The sequence below is a fragment of the Rhizobium sp. L1K21 genome (assembly GCF_024055895.1).
Lineage (GTDB): Bacteria > Pseudomonadota > Alphaproteobacteria > Rhizobiales > Rhizobiaceae > Ensifer_A.
The window spans coordinates 2120409-2132838 of record NZ_JAMXLE010000001.1 but is presented as its reverse complement, the minus strand read 5'-3'; the positions used below and the strand labels follow the sequence as shown (position 1 = coordinate 2132838).

The 12430-nt window shown below is 56.8% G+C and carries 12 protein-coding genes; 8 read left to right on the top strand and 4 right to left on the bottom strand.

Translation table 11 applies throughout. The features are described 5' to 3' along the window. Positions 1–125: 125 nt before the first annotated feature. Complete coding sequence (locus tag NHF56_RS10275; RefSeq protein WP_252803995.1) at positions 126–449, top strand: MmcQ/YjbR family DNA-binding protein; 324 nt, start codon at positions 126–128, stop codon at positions 447–449. Between the two features lie 101 nt (positions 450–550). Here NHF56_RS10275 and NHF56_RS10270 read toward each other — a convergent pair whose 3' ends face one another. Continuing rightward, positions 551–1033, bottom strand: a complete 483-nt coding sequence (locus NHF56_RS10270; protein WP_252803994.1) for a YchJ family protein — start codon at positions 1031–1033, stop codon at positions 551–553. 187 nt (positions 1034–1220) lie between these two features. Between NHF56_RS10270 and NHF56_RS10265 the strand changes: the two genes are divergently transcribed. Then, positions 1221–1850, top strand: a complete 630-nt coding sequence (locus NHF56_RS10265; protein WP_252803992.1) for a LysE family translocator — start codon at positions 1221–1223, stop codon at positions 1848–1850. A gap of 12 nt (positions 1851–1862) precedes the next feature. On the opposite strand, the gene NHF56_RS10260 is transcribed toward NHF56_RS10265, so the two are convergent. Then, a complete protein-coding gene (locus NHF56_RS10260) occupies positions 1863–2861 on the bottom strand; it encodes an SDR family NAD(P)-dependent oxidoreductase (protein WP_252803990.1) in 999 nt (332 codons plus the stop codon). 101 nt (positions 2862–2962) lie between these two features. Here NHF56_RS10260 and NHF56_RS10255 point away from each other — a divergent pair, with 101 nt between their 5' ends. Beyond that, positions 2963–3550, top strand: coding sequence for a TetR/AcrR family transcriptional regulator (locus tag NHF56_RS10255; protein ID WP_252803988.1), 588 nt, complete (start codon positions 2963–2965; stop codon positions 3548–3550). 24 nt (positions 3551–3574) lie between these two features. On the opposite strand, the gene NHF56_RS10250 is transcribed toward NHF56_RS10255, so the two are convergent. Beyond that, on the bottom strand, positions 3575–5500 hold the full coding sequence (locus tag NHF56_RS10250; protein WP_252803986.1) for an FAD-binding monooxygenase: 1926 nt from the start codon (positions 5498–5500) through the stop codon (positions 3575–3577). Positions 5501–5648: 148 nt separating this feature from the next. Between NHF56_RS10250 and NHF56_RS10245 the strand changes: the two genes are divergently transcribed. The 3 genes from NHF56_RS10245 (at position 5649) to NHF56_RS10235 (ending at position 9407) form a co-directional block, all read left to right on the top strand. Further along, positions 5649–6137 carry a MarR family winged helix-turn-helix transcriptional regulator gene (locus NHF56_RS10245; protein WP_254007600.1) on the top strand — a complete coding sequence of 163 codons (489 nt, stop codon included), beginning with the start codon at positions 5649–5651 and terminating at the stop codon, positions 6135–6137. A gap of 102 nt (positions 6138–6239) precedes the next feature. Further along, positions 6240–8540: a Tex family protein gene (locus tag NHF56_RS10240; RefSeq protein WP_252803984.1), complete on the top strand. Its 2301-nt coding sequence runs from the start codon at positions 6240–6242 to the stop codon at positions 8538–8540. A gap of 339 nt (positions 8541–8879) precedes the next feature. Further along, on the top strand, positions 8880–9407 hold the full coding sequence (locus tag NHF56_RS10235; RefSeq protein ID WP_252803982.1) for a hypothetical protein: 528 nt from the start codon (positions 8880–8882) through the stop codon (positions 9405–9407). 58 nt (positions 9408–9465) lie between these two features. Here the strand turns inward: NHF56_RS10235 and NHF56_RS10230 are convergent, their stop codons facing one another. Further along, the gene (locus NHF56_RS10230; protein ID WP_252803980.1) at positions 9466–11310 is read right to left on the bottom strand and encodes a methyl-accepting chemotaxis protein; all 1845 of its coding nucleotides are present in this window, start codon (positions 11308–11310) and stop codon (positions 9466–9468) included. A 35-nt stretch (positions 11311–11345) separates the two neighbouring features. Between NHF56_RS10230 and NHF56_RS10225 the strand changes: the two genes are divergently transcribed. Both NHF56_RS10225 and NHF56_RS10220 read left to right on the top strand, forming a co-directional pair. Beyond that, entirely contained in the window at positions 11346–11690 is a 345-nt protein-coding gene (locus NHF56_RS10225; RefSeq protein WP_252803978.1) for a hypothetical protein, read from the top strand. A 30-nt stretch (positions 11691–11720) separates the two neighbouring features. After that, positions 11721–12383 (top strand): DUF922 domain-containing Zn-dependent protease, encoded by a 663-nt coding sequence (locus tag NHF56_RS10220; protein WP_252803976.1) that lies wholly within the window; start codon positions 11721–11723, stop codon positions 12381–12383. Positions 12384–12430 lie beyond the last annotated feature (47 nt).

Sequence of the window (12430 nt, the reverse complement as noted above, 5' to 3'; positions counted from 1 at the left end):
TGTTCCGATGTGAGCAGAAAACGTGGTGCAGGTGAGTTTGTTCCGATATTTTCTCAGCCGTATCTGGTAGATTTTTTTCGATTGGTGAGATGATCGAGCACTGATCTGAAGAATCGGAGACATCCATGGCAAGTGCAGAAGACCTGGAGCGGATTGCCCATTCACTGCCGGGAACAGAGGCCCGTCCGCACTTCGACCGCACGGCATTTCGGGTCAAGAAACACTATGCCACACTTGCCCCCGACCGCCTGACTGCGAACCTGATGTATTCGCCCGAAGAGCAGCAATTCAAATGTATGATGCATCCCGAAGCCTTCTTTCCGGTTCCCAATAAATGGGGTGAAAAGGGTGCAACGACTATTGTCCTTGCAAAGGTCGATGAGGAGGAGCTGACCGCAGCTCTGGAATTGGCTTGGACGCGGGCGGGCGGGCGTTGGCCGGACGCTTGAATCGTGCCGCGCTTAATCGTCTTCGATTAAGCGATAACGTACATGCGGTAAAACAAGGAAAAAGCGTGATCGCATTTGAGTGAGATAAAATGCGATCCGCTTTAGGCGCCGCAGCACTTTTTGTATTTCTTGCCTGAACCACAGGGGCAGGGGTCGTTTCGACCGATGGTCTTGCCCGCAGCACCACTACTTTTGCCCGGCGTTTCCCGGTCCCAGTAGAACCAAAGCCCATCGATTTTCCGAAAGAATGAAACTTCGCTTTCTCGAAAATGCTGGCCGTTCTGCTTTCCTTCGAACGTGAAGCCAACCGTTCCGATCTCATCGCCCTCCAGACCACGCGCGTGGCTTACGATCGTCAGGCCGAGCCATTCCGTTCTGGCCGCCGAAAGGGCGGCATCGTTCCTGGAAAACATATCCGCTGCCGGGCCTGCGCAGGTCCGCTCTATGTAACTGATATCGCCCAATGTGTAGGCGCTGTAGCGCGACCGCATCAAGGCTTCTGCCGTCGGTGCTGCAGCCCCTTTGAGGTAAGGGCCGCAACAGGCAGAATAGAGCCGGGATGAGCCGCAAGGGCAAAGGTTCATGAAAAGGCCCCTGTTTGGTTTTCTGTCCGATTGCGCAGCTTGATAGAATGTTTTTCTCTCGAGAGCCACGATAAACCATCTCACACAGCAATGCTTTTGAATGAGGGGCGCGGGCGGTTTGCACATTCGTTCAAGACGGCTTTTCCCTTCGATGAAATGATCTCCCGCGACAGTGCAGGAGAGTGTTATGGATGCGACATTGACGAGCGGTCTCTTCCTCCCGTTGACTTCGATGCTGCTTGCCTCGGCGGTGATTATGGGCAGCCCAGGCCCGGCCACCGTCAGTGCTGCTGCATCCGGAAGTGCCTATGGCTTCGTCAGATCGCTGCCATATGTGACCGGTCTGATGAGCGGAACTGCAACCGTCCTGGCCCTCGTTGCGGCAGGTCTTGTTACCGCCTTGCTGGCCATGCCCGCGCTTGTGCCCGCCCTCATCGCTGTCTCGGGACTCTACATTCTCTACCTTGCTTACAAGATTGCCATGGCTGCGCCATTGGACAACAGCCAGAAAGCCGCCCCGCCACCGGGTTTTGGCGGCGGATACCTGCTGGCGGTTGCCAACCCGAAAGCCTATGCGGCAATCGCTGCAGTCTATGCATCGGCCCAATTCGGCCTTGCCTCGCCGCTCGTCGAGGCCGTGATCAAGGTCATCTCGCTCGCGGCCATGATTGTCCTCATTCATCTGCTTTGGCTCGGCGCAGGCATGGTGCTCGCGCGGATATTGTCGGACCCGCGCTATGGCCGTGTGTTGAACTGGATCTTCGCCGTCATCCTCGTCGCTTCCGCTCTACGTGCGCTCTCGCTCTTGATCCGCTGAGGCGGCAGCGGATCACGCCGCGAAGAAATCGGCCACGCCCGTTGCTTTCAGGCTTTCGTCCCAAAGCAGGCGCTCGTTTTCTGCGTTGCGTTCGGCGGGCAGCAGGACAGCGGGACCGGCTTTGCCCTTTCTCTCGGGACCATAAAACTGGCCGCTCTCTACACCTGCTTCACAAGCACAGCGCGCAATGCCGCTCGCGCCATCTTCCACCGAATGCGCTGCTTTGAGCGTTCTGTTGATGATGTATCGGTCCAGCCATCCGTCACCACCGGCCTTTGTCGTCTTGCCTTGCAGTCCGCTATCGGTCGGGCCCGGATGTGCGCAGAGGCTTTTCACGCGGTTGCCGGGCCGCGCAGTCGCGTGGTCATGCAGCGCATAGGTAAACATCAGATTGGCAAGCTTGCTCTGCTGATAGCGCTTCCATTTCTGCATGCCGGGAAAGCGGTCACCACCAAGCTTGCCGCCATTGGGCTGAAGGTATTTCGCCTGCACTGGAGCCCCCGGCTGACCTCTGGCACCGGACGAGTGATTGATCACGCGGGCCTCACCATGCAGTTCTCCAGACTTTTCCAGCAGCGGCCAGATTTCATGTGTCAGCAGAAAATGGGACAGATGATTGGCCTGCATCTGCACGTCAAAACCATCAACCGTCGCCGAATCCGGCATGCCCATAATACCTGCATTGTTGCACAACACATCACAGCCGCTCGTAGCAAACTGTTCTCTGAGCGCTTTGCCTGCCGCCCGCACGCTCTCAAAGCTTGAAAGATCACATGGCACCAACACCGCGTCATATCCGGCATCCAGCATGGCCTTCAATGCCTTGTCAGCCCGGGCGGATGGCCGGTTCAGCATCACCACTTTCGCGCCAAGCTTGCCGCAGGTCCTGGCAAGCACAAGACCGGTACCGGATGTGCAGCCTGTAATCATCACCATCTTGCCCGCCATGGAAGGAAAGGTCTCGACCAAATGATTGAAATACTGTGTTTGTGGCGGAGTGTGATTGCTCATGGCAGCCTCTAAATGTTTCCAGTGTATATATTGGTGGCGCATTGACGACGCGCGGTCAAGTTGATATTTACAGTGGAAACATTAATTCGAGTAAGTAGTTGATGGCCAAAGAGAAAAAATATCACCACGGCAATCTGAAAGAGGCGCTCATTGAAAACGGGCTGGCGATCCTGGAGGAAACCGGCATCGAAGGCCTGTCCCTGCGGACACTTGCCGAGCGAACCGGCGTCAGCCACACCGCGCCTAAAAACCACTTTGGCAACATTGCCGGGCTTCATACCGCCATTGCCACTGTTGGCTACAAGAGGTTGGCCGCGGCGATGACGGAAAATGTGGCTGAAGATGCAACGCAGAGTGATCGCCGCAACGCGGCCTTTGAAGGTTATGTGCGTTTTGCCAAAGCCCAGCCGGGCCTGTTCGAGCTCATGTTTTCCAAACGCCGCACAAACAGCGATGACCCCGATTTGTTATCGGCCGCCCGCACTTGTTTTGATGTCCTGCGCGATGGTGCGGAAGGTCTTGTCTGGGATAAGGCCGAAACAGTGAATGCGGAACTGCGGGCGCAGATGATGTACTGGAGCCTGGTTCACGGCTTTGCCCAGCTCCATATTTCAGGCCATTTTCAAAAGGAGGGCTTCAACGCCCTCGACATTCTCGACATCGTCCCGGCTTTCCAGCACAAGGCATAAAAGCCGGGAAACCTGACGCTCCCATCATCTTTGCGGCGTCATGAAGCCGTCGAAATAGGCAGCCAGAGCCTCAAACCCGTCAAGCGGCAAAACGTGCCCGATATATTGGTCGGGGCGGACAACAACAATGCAGCCTTTGGCGCGGTCAATGCCCCGCATATCATATATATCCTTGCCGGATTTCAGGTCGGAGCAGAAAACCTTCTCCCAGTCCTCCAGGGGGTAGCGGCCCTTTTCCGGACGCAAAAGCGCGGGCATGGCCGGAATGGTCAGGTCGCCGAAGCCCTGCTGGAAGACGGCCCTGAGGTCAATCACCGTATCGGGATCGCCATCCTTCGGCGTATATCTCACAAGCGGCGAATTCGGCGCTTCGGAAAGCCATTCACACAATCTCTGTATTGGTCCGCCCGCAGAACCATCATCGCCCGATGCGGCAAAGGCTAACAGGCGCCAGCGTCCATCAGCCTCAAACACATGCCCAAGCTGCATCGGCATGGCATCGCTGAGCCGGATCACCGGTGCGGAATGAAAGCGCGTGCCGATCTTGAAGCCTGAAGCCAGAGGCTGGTGCGTGTTTTCGCCGGTGAGCACGGAAGGCGAATAGACAGTGGCCGTTCCAGCCGTATAGCGCCCGGACTGCACGAAGTGCTTTTGAACCTCCGCAGGGTCCACGCCATTGGGGTTTTCTGCAGAGCGGAGAGGGGCGCTGAGCATCGCGGCCCAATTGCGGTCGAAGTCGATGAGATCTTGCGCAATGGCCTGCCGCTCCGCCGAATAGCTGTGCAGCAATTCCGGCATGGCTTTGCCCTGCAGCACATGGGCGAGTTTCCAGCCGAGATTGAATGTATCCTGCATGGAAACATTCATGCCTTGTCCGGCCTTGGGGCTATGCGTGTGGCAGGCGTCGCCCGCGATGAATACGCGGGGCAGGCGTGCACCCACCTCACTGTCCGGTACATCGTCGAACTTGTCGGTAATGCGGTGACCGATCTCATAAACAGACCACCAGGCGACCTCTTTCACATCAAGCGTATAGGGGTGCAGGATGCGTTTTGCCGATTCGATCAGCTTATCGACCGTAAGATTGCGGCTGGCCACGCGCTCGTCTTCGGCCAACTCATCCATCTCCACATACATGCGGAAAAGATAGCCGCCTTCGCGCGGAATGATCACCGAAGTTCCACCTTCGGCAGACTGGATCACACTTTTCATCCGCACATCGGGAAAATCCGTCACCGCCAGAATATCCATGACGCCCCAGGCCTGATTGAGTGCATCGCCCTTGAGGTTGCGCCCGATGGATTGACGCACGGCACTGCGCGCACCATCGCAGCCGACCACATAACGCGCCCGCACAGTTTCGATCTGCCCGGCATGGGCCGCATCCGTGCGCTCCAGGCGAACGGTTACCGGAACGTCATTGGCGTTCTCGTCGATCGTCAGATCGAGCATCTTGCGCGCATAGTCCACCTCCAGCCGACGCGGGGAATTGCGCATATATTCAAGATAATAATCGTGAACACGGGCCTGATTGAGCACCACATGCGGAAATTCCGAAAGCCCGTCTTCCACATCCTGTATGCGCCCGTGCCGTTCGATACCCGCTTTCCCGTCCTGTGCGGGTTTCCAGAAGGTTGTTTCGCTGATCCAGCAGGCCTCTTTCATAATGCGTTCGGCAAATCCGAACGCGTTGAACATTTCCATCGTCCGGCAGGCGATACCATCGGCCTTGCCGAGCTTGAGCGGGCTTTCCATCTGGTCGACAATGCGCACATTGATATCGGCAAAGGTCGAAAGCTGTGCTGCAAGAGTGAGGCCTGCGGGGCCGGAGCCGATAATGAGGACATCGACTGTATCCGGCAGTGCTGCGCCGGGCGCGTTACCGGCCTCCTCCGTTGCCGGTTTGATCAAGGGATCGCCAGGGCGAAAGCCCTCCATATGAAACTGCATGCCTGTCTCCTCCAGCAGGTTTTCCACAAACGCCCTAAGCTTGGTCATTAGAATTGCGCAAAGGAGTGGGCAACGGCCTCACGCATGCTAAAAGCAGGACAGTGGAGTTGATAAAAGTAAGTATACTTATTATAAGTGTACTGTCAATATGGGTAATCTAGGACGCATGATCGACGATATGAACAACCTGCCAGGCCATCTTGCGCGCCGTTTCCAGCAGATCGCCGTTGCGGTGTTTCATGCCGAAGTGGGTGCAGTGGGCAGTGACCTCACGCCGGTGCAATTTGCCGCCATGGTAAAGGTGCGTGCCAATGCCGGTGTTGATCAGGCAACGCTTGCCGGCCTCATTGCCTATGATCGCGCCACCATCGGTGGGGTTATCGACCGCCTTGTCGACAAAGGCTTGGTGACGCGCAATCCAAGCCCCCGCGACCGCCGCGCTAAAGAGCTTCGTTTGACCGAAGCGGGTCTTGCCCTCATTGCGCATGTCGAGCCCGCCGTGCTGGCAGCACAGGAGGCTCTGTTGAGCGGTCTTGAGGAAAGCGAAAAGACCGAATTCATGCGCCTTCTGGCCAAGGCGACTGAGGGCGCCAATGCGCTGAGCCGCGCGCCCATTCGCAATGAGAAAGATAAATAACAGTCCGCGAATTCTTTCCTGTGGACCCTCTTTCAGTCGCAATTGGCGGGTAGGGAAAGCGCAGATAAATTCCGCCTCCCGTTCAATCCACTTGAGAGCCACATGTCCGCAGAACAACGCATCGCCAGCCTTATCGCCACCGAGATCAACGCCAGACCGGATCAGGTAAAAGCGGCTGTCGGACTCCTGGATGAGGGGGCAACCGTTCCCTTCGTTGCCCGCTACCGCAAGGAAGTCACCGGCGGACTGGACGATACCCAGCTTCGCACGCTTTCCGAACGTTTGGCCTATCTGCGCGAACTGGAGGCCCGCCGCGTCTCGATTGCCGATTCGATCACGTCCCAGGGCAAGATGACCGACGAACTGGCCCTCAGTATCGCGAAGGCCTCCACCAAGGCCGAGCTGGAAGACATTTATCTGCCCTACAAGCCGAAGCGCCGCACCAAGGCCGAAATCGCCCGCGAGCGCGGCCTTGGTCCCTTGGCCGAGGCGATCCTGAACGACCGCAAGGCCGATCCCGAAACGCTGGCCGCAGCCTATATCAATACCGATGTGCCGGACACCAAGTCTGCGCTGGAAGGTGCGCGCGATATCGTCGCTGAAGGCATGAGCGAAAATGCAGCCCTTCTCGGCAGGCTCAGAAACCACATGAAGGAGAATGCCTATCTCCGCGCGAAAGTGGTCGACGGCAAACAGGAGGCCGGTGCAAAGTTCTCCGATTATTTCGAGCACAACGAACGCTGGGCAAACGTTCCCTCACATCGCGCGCTCGCCATGCTGCGCGGCTGGAACGAGGAAGTTCTCTCGCTGACCATCGATGTGGACGCTGACGATCCAAACCCGATCAAGCCCGCCCAGCGCATGATCGCGGCTGAATATCAGATCGGCGCGGAGGGCGAGGGCAACAAATGGCTCATGACGGTGGCAGGCTGGTGCTGGCGGGTGAAACTGTCGTCCTCACTCTCTCTCGACCTGATGCGTGAATTGCGCGAGCGCGCCGAAGAAGAGGCAATCCGCGTCTTCGCCCGCAATCTCAAGGATCTGCTGCTGGCAGCCCCTGCGGGTGGAAAGGCCACGCTCGGCCTTGATCCCGGCATCCGCACCGGCGTGAAGGTCGCCGCCGTTGATGCCACCGGCAAACTCCTCGAAACCGCCACCATTTACCCCTTCCAGCCGCGCAACGACATTGCCGGTTCGCTGGCAACGCTGAGCCAGTTGGTGCGCAAGCATAACATCGAGCTGATCGCCATCGGCAACGGCACCGCAAGCCGCGAAACGGAAAAGCTTGCCGCCGAACTGATCGCCAACATCACCGGCCCCAAGCCGCAAAAGGTCGTCGTCTCCGAAGCCGGTGCGTCGGTCTATTCGGCCTCGGAAACAGCGGCCAAGGAATTTCCCGGTCTGGATGTGTCGCTGCGCGGGGCGGTCTCCATCGCCCGCCGCCTGCAGGACCCGCTGGCTGAACTGGTGAAGATCGAGCCGAAATCCATCGGTGTAGGCCAATATCAGCACGACGTGGACCAGACCCATCTATCCCGTTCGCTCGATGCCGTGGTGGAAGATGCGGTGAATGCCGTTGGCGTCGATCTCAATACGGCGTCGATCCCGCTGCTGGCCCGCGTGTCCGGCCTTGGCCCCTCGACCGCTGAAGCCATCGTGCTTCATCGCAACGAGGTTGGGGCCTTCAAGAGCCGCAAGGAACTTCTCAAAGTCGCCCGTCTTGGCCAACGCACCTTTGAACAATGCGCAGGCTTCCTGCGGATCGCCAATGGCGATGAACCGCTGGACGCCTCATCGGTGCACCCGGAAGCCTATGGCGTGGCCAAGAAAATCGTGCAGGCCTGTGGCCGCGATGTGCGCACGCTGATGGGCGACAGCGCCGCGCTGAAAAATCTCGATCCGCGCGTCTTCGTCGATGAGCGCTTCGGCCTGCCGACGGTGAAAGACATTATCGCCGAGCTGGAAAAGCCGGGTCGCGACCCGCGCCCAGAATTCAAGACGGCAACCTTTGCCGACGGCGTGGAGGAAATCACCGATCTGAAGCCCGGCATGCTGCTGGAAGGCACTGTCACCAATGTTGCCGCTTTTGGTGCTTTCGTTGATATCGGCGTCCATCAGGATGGCCTTGTGCATATTTCCCAGCTGGCCGACCGTTTCGTGAAAGACCCGAACGAAGTGGTCAAAGTCGGCGATGTGGTCAAAGTGCGCGTCACCGAAGTCGATGTGAAGCGCAAACGCATCGGGCTGACCATGCGCAAGGATGGTGGCGGCGAGGCCAGTCAGCCACCCAAACGCGAAGACCGCGGCCCCCGCACCAGCAACCGCCCCATGCAGTCAGCCCCCAAATCACAAGGCGAGGGGGCGCTGGCCGCCAAACTGGCCGAGGCCATGCGGCGGAAATAAAGCCCGCTTTGCGACAGAAGCCACAGCGTTTGTTGGCTAAGAGAAAATGCCGCCATGTGGGGTGGCGGCATTTATTCAAGTTGTTTTACGCGGCAGAGTGTCAATCATTTCCGGTCGTCTCACCGCGACCTATAAGAACCTGTTCATTTGAGTAGGGCAAACTGGAGCCGCTTGGCCAAGTCCAAAGTCTCCTTAAGAGACCGAACCGACTCGATCATTGTTAATAGTTTTCCTTGAAATTGCTGACAGGCCTATAAGGTAGCCTCTTAGGTTGAAAAACCAAAAACTCACGCTACGATTGTCTTGAATATCAATCCGCGAGACGCAGGCTGTGCTGTCATGGACCCAACAACCCAAGGAAAAGCGCTTGAATTCGCGAAGTTGAAGCTCGAAATCGTCATCAAGGAATGGGATCATTGCCACGGCAACATAGCCCGCCTTGAAACCATTATCTTCATAATTCGAGGGTGGGCGGTCGCTGTGGCGACCGCTGCAGTGGCTTTCGCATATACACATCGCGACGATATTGTTTGCTATTTGTCTATCGGTCCTCTGATTCTGTTGTGGCTTATCGATGCGGTTTTCAAATCGTTCCAGCGTATTTTCATACTGCGTTCGAGAGAGGTTGAACGCTATCTTTCGTCTGACTTACTGGAACTGGACCTTCTCGAGGGCAAGCTGTCATTTGAGAGCCCGGCCACTGCAAAAGCATTTGGGAGCGGAGCGAAGGCTGAACGCTTGTTCAAGGTTTTCAAGGCAGCAACCTTGAGAAACGTTATCCTTTCCTACGGTCCGTTGATCTTAATGGTGGCAGTCGCAGCCGCGATTATTCCCGTTCTTCCTCCATTGCCCCTCGAGAAGGATTGATACCAGTTTTATGGAGCCTTGCCTCAAACCTCCAGCCGGTGAAGTCGCTTTATAACGCTTAGCCGAATGCCATTTTTGGCAACGGAGCAGCCTCTGATGATCTTGTGAGCGCAAGCGGCGTGCGCGCCACGGTAAACTGCTTAATCAGGCGTTGGAGATGTTCAGCTTGACTGTTCATGCTTTGGCTCGATGCATTGGTTTCCTCAGCCATGCCGGCATTCTGTTGCGTCACCTGATCCATGCGGCAGACGGCTTCATGAATTTCGCTCAGCGCCGTATTCTGCTCGCGCGTCCCGGTCATGATGTTTGCAATAATATCAGTGACCTGCCGGACTTTTTCATCGATTTCGCCAAGCGACTTGCCGGTTTGATTGACAAGCGCCACTCCGGAGGAAACCTGAGAGCCTGACGTTTCAATCAACACCTTGATTTCCTTGGCGGCGTTGGCTGAACGCTGGGCAAGTTCACGCACTTCCTGCGCAACAACGGCAAAGCCCTTGCCGGCCTCTCCGGCGCGGGCTGCCTCAACACCTGCGTTGAGAGCCAAAAGGTTGGTCTGAAACGCGATTTCGTCAATAACGCCGATAATCTGGCTGATCTTTTGCGAAGAACCCGCAATTTGCTGCATCGCCTCAATGGCATTTTGGACGACTGCGGCGGAGTTTTCTGCCCCTTCTTTGGTGGCGAGCATCATCGTGTTTGCTTCGCTCGCCAGTCCGGTTGTGTTGCGAACTGTGGTTGTGATTTGTTCGAGTGCTGCGGCGGTCTGCTCCAGAGTGGCGGCCTGCGCCTCTGTGCGTTTGGAGAGTTTTTCCGTTGCGCCGGTAATTCCCGCTGCATCGCTGCGCACCGTAGCGGTGGTGTCTGCGACATCTGCAAAGGTGGCGTTCAACTTTTCAAGACTGTCGTTGAAGGCGGCGCGCAGCATTTCATATTGCTGCGTAAAGGGTTCGGCTATGCGATGCGTAAGGTCGCCTTCCGCCAGTTTGTTGAGCCCCTGTGAAAGCTGCCGGATAACCTCCCGACGCTCGGCCTCTTCAGCAGCTTTTTGGTTTGCGATCGCCGCCTCTCTGGCGGCTTCTGTTTCGCGCGCCCGTTCTTCCCGGCTGCGTGCCTGACTACCCTCGATCAGGCTTTCGCGGAAAACAGAAACGGCTGCCGCCATGCCGCCGACTTCATCGGAACGACCGGCAAAGGGTACATCTTTTTCGACGTTGCCGCTCGCAAGCTCGACCATATAGTCCGCCATTGCGCCAATGGGTTTGATGGCTTTGCGGCGGAAGAAAGCGAGGCCCGCAAGGAGAATGAAAAGCGCAAGCACGGTTGCAACAAGTGCCACAGTCAGCAGGCTTCTTTCCATCTTGGCTGCATGCTCTTCGGCAGCGGCCAAAAATGCATTGGCATTGTTGACGAGCTTATCCACAGCCGCGTCATGCTTCCAGAAGATGGCCTTGAGCATATTCATCGCATCCAGCCGCGTGGTTTCATCAGAGGAGGAAAAAGCTGGAACGACCTTCGTGTCGATTGTCTGCCAGAACGCGTCGCCCGGTGGCAGAACCTTGGTCTGCAGTTCCTCCTGCAAGGCAGCGCTGAGGCCGGTCGTCGGCCAATATGCTTTGCGCTCCTCATAGTCCTTGCGCAACTGTTGAAGTTTTTCGGTATTGGCCTTGGCAAGCTCCTCGTGGAGCATGGCCTCATTGGCGAGGGCGTAGGCTTCAATCAAGTAAAGCGGCGGCGGCAGGATATCTGCAACAAGATCCTTGCCATAAACGATCTCACGATATTCAGCTCCGTTGACCTTCAGTTCCTGCAATGTGAAAAGCTGTATTCCAAACGCGCCAAGCATGCTCACTGCGACGGCCACGCCGAACACACTGAGGCTTCTTGAAATCGTTAAATTCATGATGGCCCCCCAAATGACGCGCCTGAGTCTTCTGAATGAAGGTCCAGAAGACGAGGCTGCTCATTGAAACTATTAAAATTCAATTATTAATTTATAGTAATTTTATTATTCATCCGGTTCGTAACATTTCGCTGGTGACACGGGGATTTCATCCAGGAGAAATTCTGCCCTGCAACGGACAAACTCTGCGCATACGCAGGCCGCATGGAAAGAAGCACCTTCCAAAACGGCATTGGTTCGCTGTGTTCAAGAGCATTTCCCAAGAATGTTCGCTTCGGCGTCGGACAATGCGGCAAAAACAAAGAGATAGAGCGCTTCAGGTGATTCTGTTTTCACCGGAAGCGCTCTGGCAGCTTGCCAGCTCGCGCGGTCTTGCCTAACCTTGAGATGCTCCTGAATGAATTGGTAAAATGATGGCGAGTGGCTCTGTGAAATTTCATCCGGACTTCCTCTCGCTGGGAATGGGTCCGGCAATGTGCCTTTTCAGATATCTTTGTTCTTTCGTCAGTCTCTTGCTTATCGCCTTGCCGGCACAGGCTGAAATCAAGGCAAAGGTGGTTGAGAAAACCTATTCCATCCCGGGAACCACGGGCATTGCCCTGTACGAAGCGATCGGCGCGCATGGGCCGCGCGTGCGCGACGGGGCTTCAGGCGCGATTGCCACGACCAATTTCGACCTCAAATGGGGCCGCGACTACAAAGCCGAAGGCAACGATTGCGTTTTGTCCGTCATTCGCCCCTTCCTGACCATCACCTACACCTTCCCGAAACCGTCCGAGACGCTACCCCCCGACCTTCGCGCGCGGTGGGAGCACTTCATCAAGGGCATCCGTGCTCACGAGGCCGTTCACGGTCGCTATGTCACCGAAATGGCCGAAGAAATCCATGAGGCGACCCTCGGCTTCCGCCAACCGGACGATCCCACCTGCCAGAAAATCCGCCAAACCATCCAGGTCCCCATCAAGGCCGCCTTCGACCGCTACAAGGCCCGCAACCAGGCTTTTGAACAGGTAGAGATGCAAGAGGGCGGCAACGTGCATCAGTTGATTTTGGGATTGGTGAATGGACCTTAGGCGAGCGCGCGTTCCAGCCTGGATTCGTTTGCGCACTTCTGGCCTGT

What these genes read in the sequence shown, in the direction of transcription:
- NHF56_RS10275 (WP_252803995.1), top strand. Translation starts at nt 126, where the DNA reads ATGGCAAGTGCAGAAGACCTGGAGCGGATTGCCCATTCACTGCCGGGA.
- NHF56_RS10270 (WP_252803994.1), bottom strand. Translation starts at nt 1,033, where the DNA reads ATGAACCTTTGCCCTTGCGGCTCATCCCGGCTCTATTCTGCCTGTTGC.
- NHF56_RS10265 (WP_252803992.1), top strand. Translation starts at nt 1,221, where the DNA reads ATGGATGCGACATTGACGAGCGGTCTCTTCCTCCCGTTGACTTCGATG.
- NHF56_RS10260 (WP_252803990.1), bottom strand. Translation starts at nt 2,861, where the DNA reads ATGAGCAATCACACTCCGCCACAAACACAGTATTTCAATCATTTGGTC.
- NHF56_RS10255 (WP_252803988.1), top strand. Translation starts at nt 2,963, where the DNA reads ATGGCCAAAGAGAAAAAATATCACCACGGCAATCTGAAAGAGGCGCTC.
- NHF56_RS10250 (WP_252803986.1), bottom strand. Translation starts at nt 5,500, where the DNA reads ATGCAGTTTCATATGGAGGGCTTTCGCCCTGGCGATCCCTTGATCAAA.
- NHF56_RS10245 (WP_254007600.1), top strand. Translation starts at nt 5,649, where the DNA reads ATGGGTAATCTAGGACGCATGATCGACGATATGAACAACCTGCCAGGC.
- NHF56_RS10240 (WP_252803984.1), top strand. Translation starts at nt 6,240, where the DNA reads ATGTCCGCAGAACAACGCATCGCCAGCCTTATCGCCACCGAGATCAAC.
- NHF56_RS10235 (WP_252803982.1), top strand. Translation starts at nt 8,880, where the DNA reads ATGGACCCAACAACCCAAGGAAAAGCGCTTGAATTCGCGAAGTTGAAG.
- NHF56_RS10230 (WP_252803980.1), bottom strand. Translation starts at nt 11,310, where the DNA reads ATGAATTTAACGATTTCAAGAAGCCTCAGTGTGTTCGGCGTGGCCGTC.
- NHF56_RS10225 (WP_252803978.1), top strand. Translation starts at nt 11,346, where the DNA reads ATGAAGGTCCAGAAGACGAGGCTGCTCATTGAAACTATTAAAATTCAA.
- NHF56_RS10220 (WP_252803976.1), top strand. Translation starts at nt 11,721, where the DNA reads ATGATGGCGAGTGGCTCTGTGAAATTTCATCCGGACTTCCTCTCGCTG.